Origin of the sequence: Croceibacter sp., from assembly GCF_002716225.1 — a bacterium.
Taxonomy (GTDB): domain Bacteria; phylum Bacteroidota; class Bacteroidia; order Flavobacteriales; family Flavobacteriaceae; genus Croceibacter; species Croceibacter atlanticus.
Window position 1 is genome coordinate 24,009 of the sequence record NZ_PAZX01000004.1, and the last position, 24,573, is coordinate 48,581.

Sequence of the window (24,573 nt, forward strand, 5' to 3'; positions counted from 1 at the left end):
TTGGGAATAATTTTATTTCTACTATTTTTGCCGCTACTAGCAAACAATTATGAGAAAAGTATATTTTGACAGTGCGGCCACAACGCAGGTAAGAAAAGAAGTCATTGAGAAAATGACGCAGGTAATGAGTGAGTGTTATGGAAACCCTTCATCTACACATGCTTTTGGAAGAGCCGCAAAGACTTTAATAGAGCAGGCTCGAAAGGATGTTGCGAAACACTTAAATGTTTCTGCTGGCGAAATTATTTTCACTTCTGGAGGTACAGAGGCAGATAACCTGGCTATTTGCTCGTCTGTAAAAGATTTAGGGGTTACACGCATCATAACTTCAAGAATAGAGCACCACGCGGTTTTACATACTGTACAGGAAATGCAAGACAAGCATAATGTTACGGTAGATTATGTAAACCTGAAAGATTGTGGGAGCATAGATAGTTCTCACCTTGAAGAGTTGCTAGGTAATAGTACCGAAAAAACATTGGTAAGCTTAATGCATATTAATAATGAGGTTGGTAATATGCTGGACATAAAAGCTGTTGCTAAACTTTGTAAATCTCATAATGCCTTATTTCATTGTGATACAGTACAATCTGTAGGTCATTTTAAGTTAGATTTTTCTGAAATACCAGTAGATTTTACAGCTGTAAGTGCTCACAAATTTCACGGCCCAAAAGGTGTTGGTTTTGCATTTATTAGAAAAAATAGTGGTTTAAAACCTATGATTGTAGGTGGAAGCCAAGAGCGAGGTATTAGAGCAGGTACAGAAAGCGTACACAATATTGTTGGTTTATCTGAAGCATTAAATATTTCTTATGCAAATTTAGAGGAAGAGAAAGCCTACATAAAATCTTTAAAACAATACTTTAAAGACCAACTACAAGAACATATTCCAGAAGCTTCTTTAAATGGAGGCTGCTCTGATAATGATAATAGCACCTATACCTTGCTTAATGTGTGTTTACCAATTGCAGAAGAAAAGGCAGTTTTACTTTTATTTCAACTAGATTTAAATGGTATTGCTTGTTCTAAAGGTAGTGCTTGCCAAAGTGGTAGTGGCCAAGCATCTCACGTTTTACAGGCAATTTTAGAAGACGATAAATTAAAGCGACCTTCAGTTAGATTTTCGTTCTCAAAATACAACACGAAAGAAGAAATAGATTATGTGATTGGCGTACTTAAGAATTTTATGGAAAGCTAATTATTAATTAGTTAACTATCTTACCATCAACCATCGTTAGTTTTCTATCTGCCATATTTGCAAGTTCTTCGTTATGGGTTACAATGACAAAGGTTTGTCCAAACTCATCTCTAAGTTTAAAAAATAGTTGGTGTAAGTTTTCAGCACTTTCACTATCTAAATTACCAGATGGTTCATCTGCTAAGATTACGGCAGGATTATTAATTAAAGCTCTGGCAACAGCAACACGTTGTTGCTCACCACCACTTAACTCAGATGGTTTATGATGAGCTCTTTTTTCAACACCTAAAAACGATAATAACTCCTTAGCTCTTTGCTCTGCTTGTACTTTAGATGTGCCTTTAATAAACGCTGGCAAGCATACATTTTCTAATGCTGTAAATTCAGGTAATAGTTGGTGAAACTGAAAAATAAACCCAATATGTTCATTTCTGAATTTAGAAAGTGATTTTCCTTTTAAGCTTGTAGCCTCTTTTGAATTTATAATAAGCTTTCCTTGAGTGTTCGAGTTGTTGTCTGAAGCATCAAGGGTACCTAATATTTGCAGTAATGTTGTTTTTCCAGCACCAGAAGCACCTACAATAGAGACAATCTCACGTTCTGCAATATGGAGATCAACGCCTTTTAAAACGTGTAAATCACCGTAGTGTTTATGAATGTTTTCTGCTATAATCATGGGCATCTGTTAAGAATAACAAAGCTATGCTTTATTTCCGAATGAGTTTTTAAGATTATTATAATCTATAAAATATACCAAACGTAGCGATAATTGATTAAGGCTTGGTTGGTCAAATAACGTATTAAGACTTTCAGTATAATCTACAGTAGACTGGTCATCTTGATTAAATATTTGGTTTCTGTAAAGTAACGTAGCAACGCTACCAGGTGCAAACCTCCAACTGTAAGAAAGATCTATATTCCAAATATTAAAATTGGTGTTAGGGTCTCTATTTTCAGAATCTTCTGTATCATAAGCAATTTGTGATCTAGTTCCATCTTCGTTAAGTTTAAAGAATACATCATCGGTGTAGTCTGCCACACTCCAGAAGTTTCTAAACCTAAGATTAAGGGCTTTAAATGGATCAAAATTAAAATTAGCAGAAATAGTATTTTCTAAAGAGGTACGATCACGTTGCCCTAGGAAAACATCATCACCATTATTATCTATATAACCAAACTCTTTTTCATTTTGAGCGTAGTTACTACTAACTACAAGTAAAAATTTATCTGAAAAACGATATCTTGGAGAAACATTAAGTGAAAGGTTATCTTGAGGGTCTTCATAAAAATGCCTGAAACCTAGACTTAAATCTAATGCAAACTTCTTTCTATAATCTGAAGATATCCAGCCACGACCACCAATACTTGAGCTATATGTAACAAATCTGCCAGGTAAACGCGGCTCAAAGTAATCTTGTGTGTCTGAGTCATAATACACATTACCACCAAAAGAAAAACGCTCTATAGTATTAAAATATGCATCTACATTTATGTTATTATTAGTTTGCACGCTTGGTTTGTATAACCTGTTATGCCTAGCTGTTATAGAAAAACTGTAGTTGTTAAAACGTTTTGTAGGTTCAAATATTTGGTAGCTTGCAGCAGCTACGAAGTTGTTAAAATTGTTTCTGAAAACTAAACCTAAATCATTAATATCATAAGTTGTGTTGGCAAAGTCATGACCAACTCTATATCTGAAATTACCATCAATCTTAGCTATATCAAGTTCAGATAAAAAGCCTGAGGTAATGCCATCTGTATCCATTACATTGCTTACAATTGCTCTACCAGAAGCCCCAAATTTGTTGTTTTTGTCTGCAGTGTCAAATACAAAAGCACTTACATTGGCATCTCTAAAGTCTCCTTCTCTAGTAACGTTTGTGTTTACTAAAGAAATAGATGAGTTTCCATTAAACTGTTGGTCTAATACAAATACATTATAATTAGCAAGTGGCTCTACCACAACTTCTCTTTTTGTATTTGTAACTGTATCTTCAATAATAGCTCTAGTTTCTTCTGTAATAGAGTTTAAAAAACCAATCCCTAATTTGTCTTTGGTTCTTCCAGAAATCTTAAGAGCGTTTAGGAGGTTTACTTTTTGAGGGTTTTCAATATAACGTTCATTGGCATTTAAACGAGATCCTCTAGTTGGTCCATTACCAATACGTCTTGAGAAGAAAATGCCACCTTTGTCAAAAAGTTCTGTACCTTCTGTAAAAAACTGTCTGTTTTCACCAAAAGTTTGTTCAAAAGGACCTAGGTTTAGTCTAACATTGTCAAACGCAACTTGTCCAAAATCGGGAATTAGAGTCATATCTAATGTAAAGCTGTCACTTAAGCCATACTTTAAATCCATACCTGCACTAAACTCTGTCTCTGTTACACCATCAAAATTAGTGACAATACCTTGTGCGAAAGGGAAAAAGGTTAACCTCACAGGTGGCTCTATATCTCTTACGCCATTAATGGTAGCATTATATTGAGTCTCCCTACCAACTTCTCTATTTATATAATTATAGGTATAAGTTTCATTACGATCTATAATACTTCGATACATATTTAAACTCCAATCCTGTATATCTTCCTCAGGAAAACGTAATGCGTTATAAGGTATTTTAAACTCTGCAAACCATCCACGGTCGTTAATAGTGGCTTTAGCATCAAACACAACATCATAACTAAAATCCTGCCTATTTTGAGATACTTTAGAGTCACCTATGGTACCAGCACTGGTAATGTAAAATCGAGTTTCATTAATACTATCGTTGTAAGTATTTAAAGCAATCGAGATTACATCTGCCTGAACATTTATTTCGTCTCTTTGGCTAAACTGTCTTCTTATGGAAGAAGGATTGTCATCATACATATATGCAGCAAAATAAACGGCACTATTATCGTATGCCATTTTTAATATCGTGCGGTGTGTTTTTGGCGCTTTACCTTCATTACTTGGTTGTAGCATATTAAAATCTGTATGTATAGGTAATGTTTGCCATACAGCATCGTCTAAGATACCATCTATTTTAGGTGGATTGCTAATACGTTCTGCAACGATAATTTTAGATGGCTCTGTTTGAGCTGTAAGTATTGAAATAAAAAATAAACTAAAAAATAAGGGTAAGGAGTAATTCACTGAAAATGAGGTGTTTTAATAAATTGGGAATGTCTAAACAAAATTATTGTTCCAATGCTTTTCTTTTCATAAGGAAATGTTAAATAATTTTGTTTATTAATTTATTGAAATAGATAAACAAAAATTACACTAATTTTACATAAATGAAAGAGAAAACAGAAGTAGCAACATTTGCAAATGGTTGTTTTTGGTGTACGGAAGCCGTATTTCAACGCTTTAAGGGTGTAAACAAAGTACAGTCTGGATTTACTGGCGGAATGATTAAAAATCCGCCTTACAGAGAAGTTGTTTCAGGAAGAACTGGTCATGCAGAAGCTTTACAGATTACCTTTAATCCAGATATTATTACTTTTAAAGAGCTTTTGTATGTGTTTTTTTCTACACACGATCCTACCACTTTAAATAGGCAAGGTGCAGATGTTGGTACACAATATAGGAGTGCTATATTTTACCATTCCAATAGTCAAAAAGAAATGGCTAATGCTGTTATTAAAGAGTTAGATGCAGATACCATTTTTAATGCGCCTATAGTTACAGAGGTTACTGAAGCTTCTGAATTTTATGTGGCAGAAGAAGAACATCAAAATTTTTATAATAACCATCCTGAGTATGGATATTGTAAATTTGTAATAGATCCTAAAATAAATAAAATACAGAAGTATTTTTCTGATAAACTAAATTAAAGAATGGCATTATACCACAATTTTGAAGAATATAATATAGAAGTAACAGATGAAATAAAGTCTCAATTTTCTTCTATCATAACTAACTTAGGAGAAGATGTAGCGCGAGAAGGTATAGTAAAAACACCAGAACGTGCAGCAAAGGCAATGCAGTTTTTAACATCTGGATATGATATAGATGCTGCAGAGATCCTTAAAGGCGCTATGTTTAAAGAGGATTATAATGATATGGTTGTAGTAAAAAACATTGAGCTTTATTCACTTTGTGAACACCATATGTTACCATTTTTTGGTAAAGCCCATATAGCCTATATCCCTAATGGACATATTGTAGGACTTAGTAAACTACCAAGAGTTGTAGATGTGTTTGCAAGACGTTTACAAGTGCAAGAACGTTTAACTCACGATATTTTAGAATGTATTAATGATACATTAAAACCAAAAGGTGTTGCTGTTGTTATTGAGGCTAGCCATATGTGTATGATGATGCGTGGCGTGCAAAAGCAAAACAGCACTACAACAACATCTGGTTTTAGAGGACAGTTTGAAGCTCAGGAGACTAGAAATGAGTTTCTTAAACTTATTAGTAGCGATTTAGCTTAGAGAGAACACAACAATTTCGGCATCTTTTTTGTTATTAAGATATAGATTCATCAATTTAAATTAATCAACATGAAAAACCGAAATTATAAATTATTAGGAAAAAGTGTTCTTATGGATGCTATAGGTATGGCTACAATGGCTATACCTGTTGTAGGGCCGTTTGTAGATATCTTATGGGCGCCGATTGCAGCTAAGAAAATGACAGAAATGTTTCCTGGCAGAAAAGGGAAAATTGCATCTGTAATTACTTTTCTTGAAGAAATTTTACCGTTTACAGATGTTATTCCAACATTTACATTAATGTGGTTATATACCTATGTTTGGAGTACATCTAAAGAAGTAGTACAAGAACCAATTGAGGTGGAGATAGTTTCATAAAATCATTTGCAATCAATATATAACCTCAAGAGTTTTCTTGAGGTTTTTTTATACAAAAAAAGAGCGGCTAACCACAACCGCTCTTTTAAATTCAAATCAATACGAATTAAAGCGTATTAATTATTCAACAATCACGTTGAATGTCTGTGTTACATCTGTTTCACCACCAGCATTAGTAATGTCGCCTTCTGCAACACCACTAGCATCTTTGCTCGGTTCGTGACGCAATGTTACTGTAAAAGTTCCGTTTGAAGCTTCACCGGTTATTAAGCTAAAGTTAATTCCTACAGGATTTCCATCTGCATCTGCATCTGCATAATCTGTAGTAACATTTAAGCTAGTAGATGCTTGATAAAAAAACTGGTGCTCATCTGCCTCTTCTGCAACCTCTTCGGTAATATCTTCTGCAGGAGATTCTGTTTCGTTAAGTAATGTAACTGTTCCCGTATAGGTAGTGTTAGCCAATAGGTTTACATCATCTATCACAGGAGCGTTTGGTCCATCACCATCTAAATCTGTAGCAGTAAATGTTACTGTTGGGTTACCTTCAGAAGTTAAAGAAATTGTAGTTGTAGTAATTAATTCTTCTTCATTCACTATTTCTGGAACACTATCATCATCACTTGAACAAGAGAAAATAAATAATGATGCAAGGGCTAAAGTTGATAATTGTTTTAAGGTGTTCATTGTTTGCTTTTTTAGTGTGTAGTGGTTGAGCCTATCGAAACCACTTTGATATTAATTTATGTATGATGATTTCGAATGGCTCAATCATCGTTAGTTATTGTTAGTAATTTAATTTTAGTCTTAGAGTTACGTTTCTTCCTAAATCATCTGCATAATAACGTAGTCTATTTAAGTAGTCACGATACTCTGTATTAAAAATATTTGAGACATCAAGTCCAACATTTAAAGTGCTTTTATTAAACACAGAAAAGTCTATACTGCTTGTAAAACCTAGTAAATGATAAGCATCTGGTGGTGTGCTTAAATCAACTACTTCAGTAGTTTCGGTCTCTGGAATAAAAACTTCAAAATTGTTATTTGGAAATTCATTTTGTCTAAAAACATATTGGCTTGTAATACCTAATCTTAGGTTATTTAATTTTTCATTTTTAAACGTTAAACTATTTGTTGTGTTAACTGGCGGCATATTTATTAACGCACGATCTAAAGAGGTATCTCTTCCTTTAACGATACTAAGCTGGTGGCTTGTACTAAAATTTTTAGTAAGCTGTAACCTGGCATCAACATCTACTCCTAATAATCTTGCTTGAGTTTGCCTGTATTCCCAAACCTGAAAATTACCTCGTATGGTTTGCTCTATACCAGTTGGTTCAATTAAGATAAAATCTGAAATGAAGTTAGCAAATGGACTTACAGAAAATGAAATATGATTAGTGTCGTGCTCTAACGTGACACTAAATTTATTAGCTCTTTCTGAATTAAAACTTAAGTCGCCAATTTCTATTCGAGATGCTGAATGGTGTAAACCTTCACTAAATAATTCTGAAGGGTTTGGAGATCTTGAAGCTAATGAATAGTTACCAAGAAGCTTATATGTATTATTTAATGCTAAACTAAAGCCAGCAGTTGCAGAAACATTATGATAATCGAAATTCGGATTTGTAAGGATCTGATTTTCATTTCTATCTATTTCAAACTCTGGATAGGTTTCATCATAACCGCGCTCTTCCCATCTAGATAGCCTATAAAATTTAAAAGCATCTATATTTTGAAAGTCATAACGTAAGCCAGACTCTACAGTTAATGTAGGAGATAGGTTATACGTTAGTGCAGCATAAGCTCCTAAATCGTAACGTTCATAATCTGGTATTAACCGTCTTACTCCAGTTGATGGGTCTGCAAAATTATCTTGATACCCAAATGAGAAACCTGTCTTAATTTCATAATCTATTTTAGCATCATAAACCAAATCTGCATTAAAGTGGTGTGTTGCTAACTCTAAATCTACACTTGGTCTATTATCTTCACTGTCTCTTCTAACATCATATTCTAAACGATTGTTTAATTGAAAATCATATTGCGCAGATATCTTACCGAAATTTTCAAACCTCTTAAACAGCTTCAGTTTTGCTAAATGATGATTCACATCTTGCCTTGGTGCTATTATATCATAAGTAAAATCATCTATAATGAACGGTCTGTCACTATTTATAGCACGTACTTGATCTTCTGCACCACCAAGGTGAGAAGCTCTTAGTATTCCTACTTCATTATCAAAATAGGAGTAATATGCATCAAAACCCCAAGAAAACTTATTAAGACCAAATCCTAAAGAGAAATCTTTTTCATCTTGACCTGTATTACTTAAAATATAATCGGGCGTTTCAAAATCTCCAAAGCGTTTATACGTTCCTTGAACTCTAGTATACCAACCAGATTTAAATGCCTTAGTGAGGTTAGAAGTAAGTGTGCCGCCACGACCATTTGTAGATCCTGTAACTATAGTTTTTCCATAGATAGTATCTTTTAAAGGTGCTTTTTCTGGTTCTACAATTACAATGCCGCCAACTGCGCCACCACCATATTGTAATGCATTGGCTCCTTTTATTACAGCAACTTTACCAGCAGCATTTAAATCTACATTTGGTGCGTGTTCTGCTCCCCATTCTTGGTCTTCCATTTTAGTGCCATTATTATAAATAAGGACACGACTGCTATGTAAACCTTGTATAACAGGTTTAGCTACAGTATTTCCTGTATTTAAGGTAGATACGCCACTTATAGATTTTAAGGCATCACCTAAAGAACCGCTTGTTTTTGCATCTAAAATTTCAGAATCTAAAACCTGTTCTTGTGCAGACAATACGTTTTTCTTGAATACAGCACCTTTAATGGTAACTTCTCCAAGTTCTTCTAAATGATGTTCTAGCTTAATATTTAAAGTTGTATTACCAGAAACAGTTACTGGTACTGCTTTGGTATCACATTCAGGATGTGAAACTTGCAATATGTAACTGCCATCACACAACCCTTTTATAGTATAGTTACCATCAAAGTCTGATAGTACAGCCTTCTCTAAGCCAGCTACAATAAGTGTAGCGCCAACTAAAGGTGAGTTATCGTGAAAATCTACAATAGTTCCTTGCATTGTATACTCACATTCTTGCGCATTTACAAAAAGTGTACATATACAAGCACATACCCATAGGTATTTTTGCATGTCGTGAAAATTTTAAAATTGAAAACTATCCTGTTGCATTTACACGCAAAGGATATTAAGAATGGAAATTATGATAAAGAAGGTGGTCCTCTAAGTGAGACCGATGTAGAAGATGTTAAGACCACACCTTCATTAATCTTGAAATTTTGGGTTTGTGGTAATACAAACGACCAAATTTCATAATTAGGGACATTAAAAACAACAACAGGATTTAACTGAAACTTATAAAAATTACAGTCTAAATGTTTCTCGTGAAAATGAGTATCGCTAGGGTTGTCACAAAGCTTATGTTCATGTTGCTCTAATGCATGACCAAATGAAACCCCTAATGGAAATAGGAGTACAGCGGTAGCTATAATTGCAATATGTTTAAAAAACTTTGTTTTCAATGTATGTTTTAATCTAAGAATTTTGCAAAACCGAGACGTCTAAGCATTTTCTTTTCGAAAGCCCAGAAGAATTGGAATTGACCAAATATCCAGCCGAAAATAATCAAAAGCACTTGATAAACAGGGAAAATTAACAAAATCCTAACAGGCCAGTAAATCCAACCGCTAGTGTTTTCTTGGGTGATACCTAAAAATTCGACTATAGGACCAGCAATTTTTGCAGATGTAGATCCTGTAATGCCAAACACTATAAAAATTACCACTACTTGCCAGTTAGAAGAAATTCCCCAACGTTCTTTAAGCTTTTTCATTCGGCAAAATTACAAATTTACCTTAGTTTCTGATTGTAAGTTTCTTCAAAAAATTCGAAGTAATTAAATAAAAGATAATTTACTTCATAGCCATAATCTATACCAGGTTGGTAATCTATTTGTTGTTCGTAAAGGTTAGTTCTGTTATATCGAGAATCTAATACACGCCTATTGTATTCCTGAACAGAAAACAAATTTCTGTTTTCTAAAACCTTTTGTATGTAATAACCGCGAGGTGGTTGTGTTACTAGCCAACTTTGAAAACCTGGCTCGATAATTATAATTTCATATTCTAAACTATCATTAGCAATGCGTACAGTATCTAGAGACTTAGTTTTAGATTCTTTATCGGTATGAGCTGCATCTGTAGTGTTAGTAGTTGCACAAGCTATAATTAACAATGCAAGCAGTAATGTTGGTATGATCTTTTTCATAACTAAAAAGATACAAAAACGATTCCAATTTTATATAAACAAAAAACCAGTTGCCTTAAGACAACTGGTTTTCTTTATATGGTAGTAAAATTATTTTCCAAATAAGCCACCAAGCATACCGCCAAGGCCTCCTTTTTTCTTATTTCCGCCAAGAACCATTCCGGCAACATCATCTATAACACTACCATCACCATCTGCGTCTAAAAGCGTTTCAATTAAAGATTGATCATTTGTACTTTGCGATCCTAAAACAGAACCTAATAAATCTCCAAGACCGTTTTGGCTTACATTGTCCTTACGCTTTTGGCTTCCTAATATTCCCATAATTATCGGTGCAGCCATTTTTATGATTTGGCCTACACTACCAGCATCTACACCACTTGTTTTACTAATGGTTTGCTCTACACGTTCTTGCTTTCCACCTAAAACGTGACCTAAGATACCACCACCATCACTCATTAAATCATCTAGACCGCCACCACTTAATAAACCACCTAAGTTATCTAATAAAGAACCATCGTGTTTATTATTTTCTAAGGCACTATTTAGGCTTGCTGCACCATCTGGAGTAGCTGCATTCCTTTTCATTGCTCCTAATATTAGAGGCATAGCCGAGCTTAATACAGAAGCTGTACGGTCTGGGCTAGTATTGGTTTTTTCACTAGCACTACTAATAAGCTGTTTGCCAATGTCTGTATTTAATAAATCTAAAATTGAAGCCATAATAAAGAATTAGTTGAAATGTTAAAATTTTAAGATTTGAAAGTTAGTCAATTAATTTAAAAATCAGAAAATAAATTCATCACAAAATATTGCCTTTCGTCACATGTATATGATCTTGTATAGCTATATTAATATCTTTATAAGGTTTGAAGCATATGAAATATAGCCCCATTTATATTATCTTATTACTATTCTTTACGCAAATGTCTGCGCAAGAGAATGATAAGGATTTAAACAATTTGTTTAATGCTGTAACAACTATTGAAGTTACACCAAACGCATTACAGAATTATTTTTATAAGATCACAGATAATTACTTACTCACAGAACACAGAGAATCTTTTACAGGTTTTTTTAATTATGTAGAATCAGATTTAGAACTAATGAACTCTACAGTGTTTAAGGATCACTATTATCTTTTTAAGGCAAGATCTTATAGGCTCTCTAATGAATTTGGTAAAGCTTTTTCTAGTCTAAATAATATAAGTGATAAGTTATCAGGCTTTTCTAAAAAGGACAGTGTTAACTATTTTGTTATGTACCACCTTGCTACTACAGAGCTTGGGCTGTTTAAACAAAGTATTAACTATGCCCAGATTATTAACTCTATAGATGATATACCATCTACAAGAGAGCCAGGTATGGCACCAGATATATATTTTTTAGTGTCAAGTGATTTATCTTATAACAAGCTAGGTGACTATAAAAATGCTATTCGCATAGCAAAATCTAAGTTCGAAAAGTTTAAGGAGCTGTATCCTAAAGATTATTACTTTCTATTTAATAGGGCTAATAATATAGGTGTTTACTATAATAATTATAACAAGCCAGATAGTGCATTAGTTTATTTTAATAAAGCAATGTCTTATTTGGATTATGAGGGTTTTAATGGTTCTAAGAGTACAGATAAATATAGATCGTTTGTTCAAGGAAATGTAGCGCAGTCTTATATGTTAATGGAGCATTATAAAGAAGCAATCCCATTATTAGAGGACGATGTAGAAAAGTCTCTTGACTATTTTCCCTACAATGCATTAATAAGCTCTGTATTGTTAGCAGAAAGTCATGTTAAACTTAATAATGTAGCAAAAGCCGAACGCGTATTGTCTAGGTTTGATAGTATTTCTAATGCTACAGAACGATTACAAAACCCAGAGTTTAGAGACAAACTATTTGCCATTAAAGCAAAAATTGCAGAACAAAAAGGAAACCATGTAAAAGCCATTGAAATCCTAAACGCTCAAATAAAGTTTAGAGATTCTAACAAAGCTGCAGAAAAACTTGAGGAAGCAATTTCATTACAGTCTGCTTTCGAATTAGAGAAAAAAGAAGCAGAGCTACTTGCCTCTAAAGTAAAAGCTAATGAAATGGAAGTAACCTTAAATAAGCGTAACTATAGTATTATAGGAGGCTTACTTTTAATAATACTTTTAGCCTGCTTACTAGTTTGGTATCGTTTGAATAGTTTGAAGCAAAAAGCTCAAAACAAAGAATTTAAACTGCTAACTGAAACTATAGCAGAAAAGAATAAGGTAATTAATATAGCACTACAGGAAAAGGATACACTTTTAAAGGAAATACACCATCGTGTAAAAAATAACTTGCAAGTGGTTTCCAGTCTTTTAAGTTTACAAAGTAACAATATTAGTAGTACCGTTGTAAGAGAGGCTTTACTAGATGGGCAAGCAAGAGTTAGATCTATGGCGTTGGTACACCAAAGGCTATATGAAACAGACAATTATAAGGATATAGTTTTTAATGACTACATAGGCCAACTTGTGCAAAATTTAATAGCAACTTATAGAGTAGATAATAAAGTAGAATACACTATTAACTCTAAAGAAATAGTAGATATAGATATAGCTGTGCCTCTTGGTTTAATAATTAATGAGGTAGTCACAAATACTTTAAAGTATAGTGAAAAAGATGTGCTAAGGTTGTCTATAAATTTTAACGAAAAGAACACAAATCATTATAAATTAGTAATCTCAGATAATGCCTTAGGATTTAATCTTGAGGAAGTGAAAAAACGAAAGACCTTAGGTCTTAAATTAATAGAAATATTGGTGAAACAATTAGAAGGAAATCTTGATATAGATACTTCAACTAAATCACCAACAACATATACAATTGAGTTTCCAAAAACTGACAAATGAAAAAAAACATTCTCATAGTAGAAGATGAGCTTTTAATTGCTGAAGATATTAAGTACAATTTAGAGCGTTTAAATTATAACGTTTCAGGTATTGCCATAAGAGCTTCAGAAGCACTTACAATACTTGAAAACAATAGTGTAGATTTAGCTTTGCTGGATATTAATATTAAAGGAGAATTAGATGGCATAGAGTTAGGAAGAAAGATTAGATCTCTTTATCCAATGCCAATTGTGTACCTAACATCTAACTCAGACAAACGCACTGTGGAGCGTGCTGTTGAAACAGAGCCATCTGGCTATGTGGTTAAGCCTTATAATAAAACAGATCTTTTTACAACACTTACGTTAGCACTACATAACTCAGACAAAAACGAGAAGCCACAAGAAAAACAATCTACACAAGGTAAAGGTAAGTCTGTGTTTTTTAAAGTAGAAGGTACTTATACAAAAGTGTTGTTTGATAATATATTATTTTTTAGAACCGCAGGAAATTACATTGAGATTCATAAAATTGGAGGAGTAGACTTGGTAAGGATGACAGTTAAGGAATTATTTGAACATGTAGCTTCAGGAAATTTCTTGAGAGTACATAAATCCTATATTTTAAATAGGGATAAAATAACTGGATTTAATGGTAAAGAGGTTTTTATAGGAGATAGGAAGTTTCCTATGGGTGGCGTTTATAAAGATGAAGTCTTTCAAGTGTTAGATGTAAACTAAATTTTGTCACAAATAACTTAGGTTTTGTCACATCAGTTTACATGCAATTCAAGTAATTAATATATTTGAGATATCCATAGATAATTGGGGTTTATATGGGTGTTTTATACTAAAAAAGGAGTGATTTGTTAATAATCACTCCTTTACTTTTAATATATCTTGTTAATTATGCAGGTTGTAGTATATCTGCAATCTGCTCTGCTAACTCAACACCAATTCTGTCTTGTGCTTCTAGAGTAGCTGCGCCAATATGAGGACTTAATGAAAGTTTCTCATTCATTAATAACTGTATCTCTGGCTTAGGCTCTTTTTCAAAAACATCTAAAGCTGCAAAAGATACTTTTCCATCATTTAGAGCATCAACCAATGCCACTTCATCTAATACACCACCACGTGCAGCATTAATAAGACCAACACCATCTTTCATTTTTGAAATTTCTTCTTTACCAATAACATAATCCTTTTGAGCAGGAACGTGTAAGGTTATAAAATCTGAATGCTGTATTAAATCTGAAACGGGTTCTGTTTTAATAGGAATCTTTATGGTTTGGTGATTGTAAAATTCTAATTCTATTTCTGCTTCACCTACATAGTTATCACTAGCTACTACTTTCATACCGATACCTAAGGCAATCTTAGCTACCTCACGACCAATACGACCAAAACCAATAATACCTATGGTTTTACCTCTTAGTTCTCTTCCTTTAGCATAAGATTTTTTTAAAGCCTTAAAGTTTGTATCGCCTTCTAGTGGCATTGCTCTATTAGAGTCGTACAAGTATCTAACGCCACCATATAGGTGAGCAAATACGAGCTCTGCAACACTACTGGATGATGCTGCAGGTGTATTTATTACGTGCAAGCCTTTTTCTTTTGCATAGCTAACATCTATATTATCCATACCAACACCGCCACGACCTATTATTTTTAAGCTAGGGCACGCATCGATTAATTCTTTTCTTACAGTTGTGGCACTTCTTACCAATAGTACAGAAATGTCGTTTTTATTTATGTAGTCTTTAAGTTGATCTTGAGCTACATTAGTAGTTATAACTTCAAAACCAGCTTTTTCCATAGCGTCTACTCCACTTTGAGAAACACCATCATTTGCTAAAATTTTCATATCTATTTTTTAAAATCTAATTTAATAATAAGGATTAGTTAAGCTTTACGTTCTAGATCACTCATAACTTCAACCAAAGTACTAACACTATCTTTTGCCATTGCATTGTACATAGATGCCCTGTAGCCTCCAACACTTCTATGACCATTAAGACCATTAATACCAGCTTCAGCTAACATAGCATTAAAAGTTTCAGTTAGATCGCCATTTACTAAGCTAAAGGTTGCATTCATAGTACTACGATCTTCCTTCTCTGCAAAGCCTTTAAATAAAGGGTTTATATCTATTTCAGAATAAATAAGCTTAGCTTTCTTTTCATTTTGTTCTTGTATTTTATCTATACCACCTAGATTTTTAAGCCATCTTAACGTAAGCATAGAGACATACACAGGAAAAACAGCAGGTGTATTAAACATACTAGATTTACCAATATGTACTGTATAATCCATCATAGAAGGAATTTCTCTGTTTACTTTTCCTAATATATCTTCTTTTACTATAACTAAAGTCGTTCCTGCAGGACCCATATTTTTTTGAGCACCAGCATAAATCAGGTCAAATTTTGAAAAATCTAATTGACGTGAAAAAATATCTGAACTCATATCACAAACCAAAGGAACATCTACATCTGGAAAACTCTTCATTTGAGTACCAAAGATTGTGTTGTTACTCGTACAGTGAAAATAATCTACATCTTTAGGAACTGTATATCCTTTTGGTATGTAATTAAAGTTTTGGTCTTTAGAGGATGCTACTTCTAAAACTTCTCCAAATAACTTAGCCTCTTTAATAGCCTTGCTACTCCAAGTTCCTGTATTTAAGTAAGCAGCTTTATTTTGTAATAGGTTATAGGCAGTCATTAAAAACTGTGTGCTAGCACCACCTTGTAAAAACAATGCTTTGTAGCCTTTTCCTTCTAAACCCAATAATTCTAAAGCAAGGTTTCTTGCTTCTTCCATAACATCAACAAAATCTTTGCTTCTGTGAGATATTTCTAAAATTGAAAGTCCACTATTATTAAAATCTAATATAGCTTGTGAAGATTCTTGAAATACTTCTTGTGGAAGAATACAAGGTCCAGCACTAAAATTATGTTTCTTTTTCATGATGTTGTTTAAATTATATATACAAATATCTTAAATATCGAGTTGAAAGGTTATAATTTAAGTGTGAAATACTAATTAACTTTCAACAAGAATTCAACAGTATCTATATTATCTGCATAATCCCATAATTTGGGATGTTGGGTTTCTCCAAAATAAATATGATGCGGTTGTAAGTTGTTAGAAACTACGCATTGTAAATTATCCTTTTCTTCAGCTAAGATTTCTTCTAATTCTTCAAGATTTTTATAACTATCTTGAAAAAGAACACCTATTGGTGAGCTAAACCCTTTATCTTCTTTTAGTAACACAAAATTATTGTCTAACATATTAGCACCGCTCATAAGGTATACGGCTTTGTTGTAGTCGTAATTATTTGCGTATTTGTTGTCATTTATAACCTCAGACCAATTCATTATATTTTCAAAGAAAGTATTAAAGTTATAACCTTCAGGCACGAGAAGTTTAGATACATTTCTGCAGCCTAAACCATAATATCTAAAAATATCGTTAGCTAATAGTTGTATTTGTTCTGGAGATTCTTCGCCTGTAAGAATAGCTACAGAGTGTCTGTTCTTTCTAATTATACTTGGAACATTCTTAAAATAGTAATTAAAGTATCTGGACGTATTATTGCTACCAGTAGCAATAACTGCATCAAAACCTTTTAATTGATCTTTAGCTGTCTTAATTCTCTCATTATAATTAGTATTAATAGCTTTTAGTTTCTCTAATAATAATGGTAATAAACGCTGATCGTTAGATGAGTACTTAATTAACACATTATGTCCTGTTACCAAAACAGAAAGCACGTCATGAAAACCAACTAAGGGCACATTTCCTGCAAGTATTAAACCTATAGTTTTAGGTGCCTTAGTATTAATATTATAATTCTTTAGCCAAGCAGATAAATTGTCTTCTGTTAATGCTAACTGCCATTGTTGTAAAGAAAACCTAACATTGTTTTTAGTAAACCAGCCATTGTAATGTACAGCGGCTTCAATTTCTGTTGCTAATCTTTGGGAAAACTCGTCGTCTTTAGTGTTTGAGTCATTAAAAAACTGCTCAAGAAATTTTCCTAATTCCGAAAATGCTTCAATATGTTCGTTAAGGGTCATAAACCTAATTGGTATTTTTTGGTATTGTCTACCTTTGGCGTTACTTTTGTACAAAATTAAGATAAATAAGAGCTATGGCTATCATTATAACAGACGAATGTATTAATTGTGGAGCTTGTGAGCCAGAATGTCCTAACACTGCTATTTACGAAGGCGCAGATGATTGGCGTTATGCAGATGGTACAGATTTAGAAGGTAACGTGGTGTTGCCAAATGGTAAAGAGGTAGATGCTAATGAAGCACAAGAACCAATAAGTGATGAGATTTATTATATAATACCAGATAAGTGTACAGAGTGTAAAGGGTTTCACGAAGAACCCCAATGCGCAGCAGTATGTCCGGTAGATTGTTGTGTACCAGATGACGATCATGTAGAATCTGATGAGGTCCTTCTAGCTAAGCAAGCATTTATGCATAAGGACTAAATTTTACAATTTTATAACACTTAGTAAACGCCAATTAAAATTATTAATTGGCGTTTATTTTTTTGTAGTTATCTCAAAATCAAAAAAATACCCAGTATTGGGTATTCTTTCTATAACACATATTTCATAAATTTATAGTATAAAAATAGTAAAGCTCTGTAGTTGTGGTTGTACTGCAGACACTTTATTAATTCTCTAACAAATACTCTATATTATGAAACGAATGTTACTCACCTTTTTGTTGCCCTGCATTTGTGTTGTCTTATTTATTGCTACTGTAAATTTAGATACTAAAGTAAATGCTAATGTACTGCCAGATGATTATACCAGCTTAGTTACAATTAATAATTGGGGAAGTTGGCAAAGCACAAGTTGCTATAAAGGATTAGATTTTAGGGTTAAACTTAGAGGAAAAAATTATGACGGCTCAAAACATATTTGGGGCGTACAATTTAGAAATAGATATAATGATGTTATTCACTTTAGCTATGAAGTTTATAACAGAGAACCAAATAATGCAAGAACAACACATAGAACAGACCTAAAGCCTGGTGCATTAAGTAGTGGTGTAAGTGATTTCTATATGGAAAACTCAAACTCAATCTACGTATTTGTAGATAGTGTAAGATTTATAAAAGACGGTTTACAACCTTATTATGAATGTGATAAATAATTAATTAGCTCACCTCTTAAAGCTAACTTTCTAAAACACCTAATGTTTCGTATTGCATTAGGTGTTTTTTTTAACTAATTAGTATAATAAGTTTTGGTTTCTATTTTACATATATTAGCTCTCTTTTATATTAAATATGCGCAACCTACTACTTTTACCTTTAACACTTTTACTATTTTCTTGTACCAAAACTGTAACTATAAATGAAGCTGTTAAAGATCAGCCTTTAATTAACTATGTAAATCCATTTATCGGAACTGGTGGTCACGGTCATACTTATCCAGGTGCCGTTGCTCCTTTTGGAATGATGCAGTTAAGCCCAGACACACGTCTTGAAGGTTGGGATGGCTGTAGCGGTTACCACTATAGTGACAAACATATTTATGGGTTTTCACACACGCATTTAAGTGGTACTGGTGTGAGTGATTATGCAGATGTTTTATTAATGCCAACCAATACAACTACATTTAATAATGGTGCAGATGGAGAAAAAGGATACCGCTCAACCTTTTCACATGAAGATGAAAATGCATCTCCAGGATTTTATGAAGTATTACTTAAAGATACAGACGTTAAAGTTTCACTAACGGTTTCGCGTAGGAGCGGAATGCATAAGTATGAATTTCCTTCAGCTGAAAATCAAATTGTTATTTTAGATTTAGAGCACAGAGACAAGCTAAATGATGTAAAGCTTAATATATTATCAAATACAGAAATTTCGGGTTATAGGTTTTCAAAAGCTTGGGCAACAAATCAGAAGTTGTTTTTTAATATCCAATTTTCAAAAGCGTTTAAAGTAGAAGATACATTAATGTCTTCAACCTTTAAAACTTCAACCAAAGCAGCATTAAAATTTCATAATCCTAAAAACGAACCTATTTATGTGAAAGTAGGAATAAGTGCTGTTGATGAACAAGGTGCAAAATTAAATCTTGAAAAAGAAATAGGAACAAAGACTTTTAATGAAGTGAAATCTGAAATTGAAAAGCTTTGGGAAAAGCAACTAGAGAAAATTACGATTGAAGATCGTGTTGAAGATAAAAAAGTGATTTTCTACACATCATTATACCATAGTATGTTGGCGCCACACTTACATCAAGATGTGGATATGCGTTACAGAGGAATGAATGATAGCATTTATAAAGCTGAAGATTTTGAGCAATATACTGTCTTTTCACTTTGGGATACTTACAGAGCAGCACATCCTCTTTATACTCTTATTGAGCAAGATAAAACTAATGATTTTATAAAAGGATTTATAAAGAAACATGAGCATGGCGGTATATTGCCAATATGGGATTTGAGTAATAATTATACTGGTTGCATGATTGGTTATCATGCAATACCTGTAATATCAGATGCATACTTAAAAGGAATTAAAGATTATGATGTTGAAAAAGCTTTTCAGGCAATGACTTTTGCTGCATCTCGAGATCATTTAGGGTTAGATGCTTATAAGAAGAACAATTACATTCCTGTTGAAGCTGAAGGAAGCTCTGTGTCTAAAACTCTTGAGTATGCGTATGACGATTGGGCTATTGCACAAATGGCCAAAACTTTAGGAAAATCTGAAGATTATAAAACTTATATACAAAGGGCGCAATTTTATAAGAATGTATTTAATCCAGACACTAAATTTATGCAAGGCCGTTTTAGAAATACTTGGCCAACTAATTTTGATCCCTATGAGGTTAACTTTAACTATACAGAAGCCAACTCTTGGCAATATAGTTTTTATGTGCCCCAAGATGTTTCAGGATTTACAACTCTGCTAGGAGGAAAAAAAGCTTTGGAGCAACAATTAGACAAACTGTTTAGTGCTAGTCAAGAAACATCTGGTGCAGAACAGGCAGATATAACGGGTTTAATAGGGCAATATGCACATGGTAATGAACCAAGCCATCATATGGCGTATCTCTATAATTTTGTAAATACACCTTACAAAACACAAGAGCGTGTTCATCAAATTCTTACAGAACAATATAGTAGTGCACCAGATGGTATTTCAGGGAATGAAGATTGTGGCCAAATGGGAGCTTGGTATGTATTTAGCGCTTTAGGTTTTTATCCTGTAACACCTGCATCAAATACCTATATAATCGGGACGCCTCACGTAGAAAAAGCAACACTAAACCTAGAAAACGGTAGTAAATTTACAGTGATTGCAGAATCACTTTCAGAAGAAAATATTTATATACAGAGCGCAACTTTAAATGGAAAGCAACTTAATAACTCATACCTAGATCATAATACTATAATGAATGGTGGTAACTTAGTATTTAAAATGACAAACGCACCATCCCAATGGGGTACAACAACTAATTCTGTACCAGTTACAGAAATTAAAGACCACTTAATTGTACAGTCACCTTATATTACAAATGGAAATTTAGCATTTAAAGATTCAACAAGAATTGCATTAGGAGTAGCAGATAAAGATGTTTCTATAAAGTATAGAATAAATACTTCAGAAACTTTTAAAACTTACAAGACTCCATTCTATATTTCAGAAACAGCAAATTTGGAAATATATGGTAGCAAGGATGGCAAAGAAAGTCCTAAGTTAATTTCAGAATTCAGAAAAATAGATCCAAACTTAAAGCTCACGCTAAGCACAACCTATCCAGAGCGCTACAGTGGTGGCGGAAACCTAGCGTTGATTGATGGTGTAACAGGAACTACAAATTTTCAAACAGGATTATGGCAAGGTTATCAAAACCAAGATTTAATAGCAACGCTCGATTTTGGTAAGCAGAAAGAAATCAATACAATATCTACAGGCTTTTTACAAGACCAGCGTTCTTGGATATTTTATCCTACACAGGTAACTTACCTAAGTTCACAAGATGGTAAAACATTTAAAGAAATTTTTACAAAAAAGATTTCTGTTAAAGAAAATGAACAAGTTGAAAAGCTAAAGGTTAACTTTAAGACAACTAATCCAACATCATTTAGATACTTAAAAGTAGTCGCTAAAACATTAGGTGAATTACCAGAGTGGCATTTAGGCGCAGAACATCAAGGCACCAGTTGGATATTTGCCGATGAGATTTTAATAAATGAATAATGAAAAGAAGACAATTTATACAACAATCTGCTTTAGGAACAGTAGGACTTGCAGTTGCAGGTGCAGCAATATCTTGTGATGAACAAAATTTGAATAAAGAAATGAGTATACCCCAAAAAGAAACATTAAAAAAATCTGGACCAATTGCTATTTGCACTTGGGGATTTGTTGATGCAAATAAAACTGCAGGTCAATTCTTAGATGCTGGAAAACCTGCTTTAGATGCTGTTATTGCCGGCGTACAAGTAGAAGAAGATGATATTAGAAACACAACTGTAGGAAAAGGTGGTGCGCCAGACAGATCTGGCGAAGTAACTTTAGATGCTTGCGTAATGAATCCAGATGGAGATTGTGGTGCTGTGGTATATGTTAAAGATTATGCGCACGTAGCACAATTAGCACGTATTGTAATGGAGGAAACACCACACGTGATGTTAGCTGGAGAAGGCGCAGAAGAATTGGCAGAGCGTTATGGGTTTAAAAAAGACACCTTGTTAACAGAGCAGTCTGAAAAAGCGTATAAAGAATGGCTTAAAAGCCCAAAATATAAACCAATTATTAATATTGAAAATCACGATACGATAGGACTGTTGGCTATTGATAAATTTGGAGACATTGCAGGTGCGTGTACAACAAGTGGATTAAGCTACAAAATGAAAGGTAGAGTAGGAGATAGTGCCATTATAGGAAGCGGACTTTTCTTAGATAATGAAATAGGAGGTGCAGTAGCCACAGGAATGGGAGAGGAAATAATGAAAACAGTTGGTAGCTTTTTAATAGTAGAGCTTATGAGGCAAGGTAAAACACCTCAAGAAGCTTGTGATGAAGCCGTAAAACGTGTTATTGAAAGAAATCCGAATTATAAAAACTTTCAGGTAGCTTATATTGCTTTAGATAAACAAGGAAATACTGGTGGTGCCTGTATTCATAAAGGCTTTACTTACGAGAAGTATGAAAATGAAGAAAACACTAGAGTACAACCTTCACATATTTTAAACGATTAATTTAAGATGAGCAATAACGCAGGAAGCAAAAGAGCATTTGCAATAATTACAACTCTCTTTTTTTTATGGGGCTTTATCACTGTCCTTGTAGATTCATTAATACCAAGACTAAAAGATGTTTTTGAGTTATCTTACTTTCAGGCTGGCTTGGTACAATTTGCATTTTTTCTTGCGTACTTCATATTCTCAATTCCTGCAGGATCTATACTTGCAAGGATAGGATACAAAAAAGGAATAATTCTTGGCTTACTAACTATGGCATTTGGATGCTTGCTCTTTTATCCTGCATCTGAGTATCGTATGTTTAATGTGTTTTTACTTGGGTACTTTATTTTAGCAGCAGGTATAACTGTACTTCAAGTTGCTGCAAACCCTTATGTAAGTTTATTGGGTAGTGAGCAAGGTGCTTCCAGCAGGCTTAATTTGGCTCAAGCTTTTAATTCTTTAGGAACTACAATTGCGCCAATAATTGGTGCACTTTTTTTATTGAGTGAGACTGTAAAAACATCAACAGAGATTAACGCCCTTAGTATTCAGGAAAAAGAAAGTTATTTAACTGCAGAGGCAGCAACTGTACAGACACCGTTCCTAACTATTGCTGCTATTATTGGAGTGTTAGCTGTGGTTTTTATGATTGTGAAACTACCAACAATTATGGAGAAAAGTCCAAAAGGTGGCTATTCTAAGCTGTTTAAAAACAAGCTTGCATTAATGGGTGTTCTAGGCATATTTTTATACGTAGGAGCAGAAGTTGCTATAGGAAGTTATTTGGTAAACTACTTTCAAAGTATGAGGTTAACACCTATAATATTAGAAAATGAAACTATGATGGCAATTGCTAATACCATTACCAATGTATTTAATAAAGACCTTTCTGTTTCAGACTCTAAATCATTATTAGGGATATTTGTGATTTTTTATTGGGGTGGCGCAATGATAGGTAGGTTTATTGGTGCATATTTAACCAAATTAATTACGCCAGGTAAGGTGTTAGGTGTGTTTTCTTTTCTTGCCATACTTATGATTTTTATATCTATGAATACGTTAGGACTACTTTCAATGTGGACAATTTTATCTGTAGGATTATTCAATTCAATAATGTTCCCGACAATTTTCACTCTAACCTTAGATGGATTAGGAGATTTAAAGCCTCAGGCGTCAGGATTACTTTGTACCGCAATAGTTGGTGGTGCTATAATTCCGCCTTTATATGGTTTCTTAACAGATCAATTTCATTTTAAATTAGCACTTCTCCTTATTGTATTGTGCTATGCTTATATTCTTTACTTTGGCTGGATAAAAAGTAAAGTCTCTGTAAGAATAGTGTGAAATTGTTAAAATAAGTTAAAACAATTGCACTTCGTAGATAATATATGTTTTTCAACTATATTCACTTTCTCAAAAAGCTAAAATCTTTATTAAGTGAATATAAATTACGCTCTAATAGTCTCTATTTTTCTTTCGATTGGTTCGCTTTCTGCCCAAAATTCTTCAACAAGAACCAAAGCATTACAACAACACGATCAACTTTTAGGTCAACAAAATATTAACCTGCTTGAAGGTGTTAATTTTGAAGATGAATATAGAAGTAATGCAAATGAACATAGGTATTTTAAAGAATTACAATACCAGTTGGGAGAAGTAACCTATAACAACCAATCCTATCAAGATGTTTACCTAAGGTATGATTTAATAGAAGATGTGTTATTGGTTAACACAAAAGATAATCTTTCTTATTTTGACCTTAAGCTTATACCTTCTAAGGTTTCAGAATTTAAAATTCACAACACCTCATTTGTTAAGCTACCTGTTATAAATGATGGCAATTCGTTTTATGAAGTTGCTTATCTCGGTAATCACTATAATTTTTACGTAGACCTAAGAAAAACACCTAAATCTGTTTTAGGAAACAGTTCTTTAGTGAGTTATAAATTTATTGAAGGATTTACCTTCTTATTAAACTACAATAATGAGTTTATTGAAGTTTCTAACCATCGTGATTTTATAAAACTATTTCCAGACTTAGAAAAGCAGATTAAAGACTATAATAAAGCCAACAAATCTTTAAGAAAATCTGATGAAAAGGCATACCTAGTAAACCTAGCTAGGTTTATAGACAAAAGACTCACTACAATTAATTAGCAGA

General features: G+C 33.2%; 23 protein-coding genes. 12 read left to right on the forward strand and 11 right to left on the reverse strand.

Translation table 11 applies throughout. The features are described from left to right. Positions 1–49 precede the first annotated feature (49 nt). On the forward strand, positions 50–1,198 hold the full coding sequence (locus CL818_RS01185; RefSeq protein ID WP_272974314.1) for a cysteine desulfurase family protein: 1,149 nt from the start codon (positions 50–52) through the stop codon (positions 1,196–1,198). A gap of 7 nt (positions 1,199–1,205) precedes the next feature. Here CL818_RS01185 and CL818_RS01190 read toward each other — a convergent pair whose 3' ends face one another. Both CL818_RS01190 and CL818_RS01195 read right to left on the reverse strand, forming a co-directional pair. Next, entirely contained in the window at positions 1,206–1,874 is a 669-nt protein-coding gene (locus CL818_RS01190) for an ABC transporter ATP-binding protein (RefSeq protein ID WP_272974313.1), read from the reverse strand. Positions 1,875–1,898: 24 nt separating this feature from the next. Further along, on the reverse strand, positions 1,899–4,331 hold the full coding sequence (locus tag CL818_RS01195; RefSeq protein WP_272974312.1) for a DUF5916 domain-containing protein: 2,433 nt from the start codon (positions 4,329–4,331) through the stop codon (positions 1,899–1,901). A gap of 143 nt (positions 4,332–4,474) precedes the next feature. Here CL818_RS01195 and msrA point away from each other — a divergent pair, with 143 nt between their 5' ends. The 3 genes from msrA to CL818_RS01210 all read left to right on the forward strand — a co-directional run bounded on the left by msrA (position 4,475) and on the right by CL818_RS01210 (position 5,995). Then, positions 4,475–5,014 carry a peptide-methionine (S)-S-oxide reductase MsrA gene (gene msrA / locus CL818_RS01200; protein WP_219359594.1) on the forward strand — a complete coding sequence of 180 codons (540 nt, stop codon included), beginning with the start codon at positions 4,475–4,477 and terminating at the stop codon, positions 5,012–5,014. A 3-nt stretch (positions 5,015–5,017) separates the two neighbouring features. After that, a complete protein-coding gene (folE, locus tag CL818_RS01205) occupies positions 5,018–5,617 on the forward strand; it encodes a GTP cyclohydrolase I FolE (RefSeq protein WP_272974311.1) in 600 nt (199 codons plus the stop codon). A 69-nt stretch (positions 5,618–5,686) separates the two neighbouring features. Further along, complete coding sequence (locus tag CL818_RS01210; RefSeq protein ID WP_219359592.1) at positions 5,687–5,995, forward strand: hypothetical protein; 309 nt, start codon at positions 5,687–5,689, stop codon at positions 5,993–5,995. Positions 5,996–6,115: 120 nt separating this feature from the next. Here the strand turns inward: CL818_RS01210 and CL818_RS01215 are convergent, their stop codons facing one another. The 6 genes from CL818_RS01215 to CL818_RS01240 form a co-directional block, all read right to left on the reverse strand. Beyond that, complete coding sequence (locus CL818_RS01215; protein ID WP_272974310.1) at positions 6,116–6,682, reverse strand: type 1 periplasmic binding fold superfamily protein; 567 nt, start codon at positions 6,680–6,682, stop codon at positions 6,116–6,118. 100 nt (positions 6,683–6,782) lie between these two features. Next, positions 6,783–9,182, reverse strand: a complete 2,400-nt coding sequence (locus CL818_RS01220) for a TonB-dependent receptor (protein ID WP_272974309.1) — start codon at positions 9,180–9,182, stop codon at positions 6,783–6,785. Positions 9,183–9,250: 68 nt separating this feature from the next. Continuing rightward, a complete protein-coding gene (locus tag CL818_RS01225) occupies positions 9,251–9,571 on the reverse strand; it encodes a hypothetical protein (protein WP_013187476.1) in 321 nt (106 codons plus the stop codon). Between the two features lie 8 nt (positions 9,572–9,579). Continuing rightward, positions 9,580–9,882: a DUF6787 family protein gene (locus CL818_RS01230; protein ID WP_013187477.1), complete on the reverse strand. Its 303-nt coding sequence runs from the start codon at positions 9,880–9,882 to the stop codon at positions 9,580–9,582. Positions 9,883–9,899: 17 nt separating this feature from the next. Beyond that, complete coding sequence (locus CL818_RS01235; protein WP_013187478.1) at positions 9,900–10,316, reverse strand: DUF6146 family protein; 417 nt, start codon at positions 10,314–10,316, stop codon at positions 9,900–9,902. A gap of 90 nt (positions 10,317–10,406) precedes the next feature. Further along, entirely contained in the window at positions 10,407–11,039 is a 633-nt protein-coding gene (locus tag CL818_RS01240) for a DUF937 domain-containing protein (RefSeq protein WP_013187479.1), read from the reverse strand. 155 nt (positions 11,040–11,194) lie between these two features. On the opposite strand from CL818_RS01240, the gene CL818_RS01245 reads away from it, so the two are divergent. Together CL818_RS01245 and CL818_RS01250 are read left to right on the forward strand one after the other, a co-directional pair. Next, on the forward strand, positions 11,195–13,195 hold the full coding sequence (locus CL818_RS01245; RefSeq protein WP_083798870.1) for a sensor histidine kinase: 2,001 nt from the start codon (positions 11,195–11,197) through the stop codon (positions 13,193–13,195). Further along, entirely contained in the window at positions 13,192–13,914 is a 723-nt protein-coding gene (locus CL818_RS01250) for a response regulator (protein ID WP_013187481.1), read from the forward strand. The genes CL818_RS01245 and CL818_RS01250 overlap by 4 nt, the downstream gene beginning before the upstream one ends. A 166-nt stretch (positions 13,915–14,080) precedes the next feature. Here CL818_RS01250 and CL818_RS01255 read toward each other — a convergent pair whose 3' ends face one another. The 3 genes from CL818_RS01255 to CL818_RS01265 form a co-directional block, all read right to left on the reverse strand. Then, positions 14,081–15,037 (reverse strand): D-2-hydroxyacid dehydrogenase, encoded by a 957-nt coding sequence (locus tag CL818_RS01255; RefSeq protein ID WP_272974308.1) that lies wholly within the window; start codon positions 15,035–15,037, stop codon positions 14,081–14,083. Positions 15,038–15,075: 38 nt separating this feature from the next. Continuing rightward, on the reverse strand, positions 15,076–16,143 hold the full coding sequence (gene serC, locus CL818_RS01260; RefSeq protein ID WP_272974307.1) for a 3-phosphoserine/phosphohydroxythreonine transaminase: 1,068 nt from the start codon (positions 16,141–16,143) through the stop codon (positions 15,076–15,078). Positions 16,144–16,214: 71 nt separating this feature from the next. Further along, a complete protein-coding gene (locus tag CL818_RS01265; RefSeq protein ID WP_272974306.1) occupies positions 16,215–17,258 on the reverse strand; it encodes an acyl-CoA reductase in 1,044 nt (347 codons plus the stop codon). 74 nt (positions 17,259–17,332) lie between these two features. Here CL818_RS01265 and CL818_RS01270 point away from each other — a divergent pair, with 74 nt between their 5' ends. The 6 genes from CL818_RS01270 (at position 17,333) to CL818_RS01295 (ending at position 24,569) form a co-directional block, all read left to right on the forward strand. Further along, entirely contained in the window at positions 17,333–17,683 is a 351-nt protein-coding gene (locus CL818_RS01270) for a 4Fe-4S dicluster domain-containing protein (protein ID WP_013187485.1), read from the forward strand. A gap of 214 nt (positions 17,684–17,897) precedes the next feature. Beyond that, positions 17,898–18,356, forward strand: coding sequence for a hypothetical protein (locus CL818_RS01275; RefSeq protein ID WP_013187486.1), 459 nt, complete (start codon positions 17,898–17,900; stop codon positions 18,354–18,356). Positions 18,357–18,492: 136 nt separating this feature from the next. Continuing rightward, the gene (locus CL818_RS01280; protein WP_286971214.1) at positions 18,493–21,423 is read left to right on the forward strand and encodes a GH92 family glycosyl hydrolase; all 2,931 of its coding nucleotides are present in this window, start codon (positions 18,493–18,495) and stop codon (positions 21,421–21,423) included. Continuing rightward, positions 21,423–22,427, forward strand: coding sequence for an isoaspartyl peptidase/L-asparaginase family protein (locus CL818_RS01285; RefSeq protein WP_272974304.1), 1,005 nt, complete (start codon positions 21,423–21,425; stop codon positions 22,425–22,427). Before CL818_RS01280 ends, CL818_RS01285 begins: the two co-directional genes overlap by 1 nt. A gap of 6 nt (positions 22,428–22,433) precedes the next feature. Then, positions 22,434–23,756: a sugar MFS transporter gene (locus CL818_RS01290; RefSeq protein ID WP_272974303.1), complete on the forward strand. Its 1,323-nt coding sequence runs from the start codon at positions 22,434–22,436 to the stop codon at positions 23,754–23,756. Between the two features lie 93 nt (positions 23,757–23,849). Next, positions 23,850–24,569: a hypothetical protein gene (locus tag CL818_RS01295; RefSeq protein WP_272974302.1), complete on the forward strand. Its 720-nt coding sequence runs from the start codon at positions 23,850–23,852 to the stop codon at positions 24,567–24,569. Positions 24,570–24,573 lie beyond the last annotated feature (4 nt).

Bases quoted from the DNA above. Each gene is read 5' to 3' on its own strand.
- CL818_RS01185 (WP_272974314.1), top strand. From the start codon at position 50: ATGAGAAAAGTATATTTTGACAGTGCGGCCACAACGCAGGTAAGAAAA.
- CL818_RS01190 (WP_272974313.1), bottom strand. From the start codon at position 1,874: ATGATTATAGCAGAAAACATTCATAAACACTACGGTGATTTACACGTT.
- msrA (WP_219359594.1), top strand. From the start codon at position 4,475: ATGAAAGAGAAAACAGAAGTAGCAACATTTGCAAATGGTTGTTTTTGG.
- folE (WP_272974311.1), top strand. From the start codon at position 5,018: ATGGCATTATACCACAATTTTGAAGAATATAATATAGAAGTAACAGAT.
- CL818_RS01210 (WP_219359592.1), top strand. From the start codon at position 5,687: ATGAAAAACCGAAATTATAAATTATTAGGAAAAAGTGTTCTTATGGAT.
- CL818_RS01215 (WP_272974310.1), bottom strand. From the start codon at position 6,682: ATGAACACCTTAAAACAATTATCAACTTTAGCCCTTGCATCATTATTT.
- CL818_RS01220 (WP_272974309.1), bottom strand. From the start codon at position 9,182: ATGCAAAAATACCTATGGGTATGTGCTTGTATATGTACACTTTTTGTA.
- CL818_RS01230 (WP_013187477.1), bottom strand. From the start codon at position 9,882: ATGAAAAAGCTTAAAGAACGTTGGGGAATTTCTTCTAACTGGCAAGTA.
- CL818_RS01235 (WP_013187478.1), bottom strand. From the start codon at position 10,316: ATGAAAAAGATCATACCAACATTACTGCTTGCATTGTTAATTATAGCT.
- CL818_RS01240 (WP_013187479.1), bottom strand. From the start codon at position 11,039: ATGGCTTCAATTTTAGATTTATTAAATACAGACATTGGCAAACAGCTT.
- CL818_RS01245 (WP_083798870.1), top strand. From the start codon at position 11,195: ATGAAATATAGCCCCATTTATATTATCTTATTACTATTCTTTACGCAA.
- CL818_RS01250 (WP_013187481.1), top strand. From the start codon at position 13,192: ATGAAAAAAAACATTCTCATAGTAGAAGATGAGCTTTTAATTGCTGAA.
- CL818_RS01255 (WP_272974308.1), bottom strand. From the start codon at position 15,037: ATGAAAATTTTAGCAAATGATGGTGTTTCTCAAAGTGGAGTAGACGCT.
- serC (WP_272974307.1), bottom strand. From the start codon at position 16,143: ATGAAAAAGAAACATAATTTTAGTGCTGGACCTTGTATTCTTCCACAA.
- CL818_RS01265 (WP_272974306.1), bottom strand. From the start codon at position 17,258: ATGACCCTTAACGAACATATTGAAGCATTTTCGGAATTAGGAAAATTT.
- CL818_RS01270 (WP_013187485.1), top strand. From the start codon at position 17,333: ATGGCTATCATTATAACAGACGAATGTATTAATTGTGGAGCTTGTGAG.
- CL818_RS01275 (WP_013187486.1), top strand. From the start codon at position 17,898: ATGAAACGAATGTTACTCACCTTTTTGTTGCCCTGCATTTGTGTTGTC.
- CL818_RS01280 (WP_286971214.1), top strand. From the start codon at position 18,493: ATGCGCAACCTACTACTTTTACCTTTAACACTTTTACTATTTTCTTGT.
- CL818_RS01285 (WP_272974304.1), top strand. From the start codon at position 21,423: ATGAAAAGAAGACAATTTATACAACAATCTGCTTTAGGAACAGTAGGA.
- CL818_RS01290 (WP_272974303.1), top strand. From the start codon at position 22,434: ATGAGCAATAACGCAGGAAGCAAAAGAGCATTTGCAATAATTACAACT.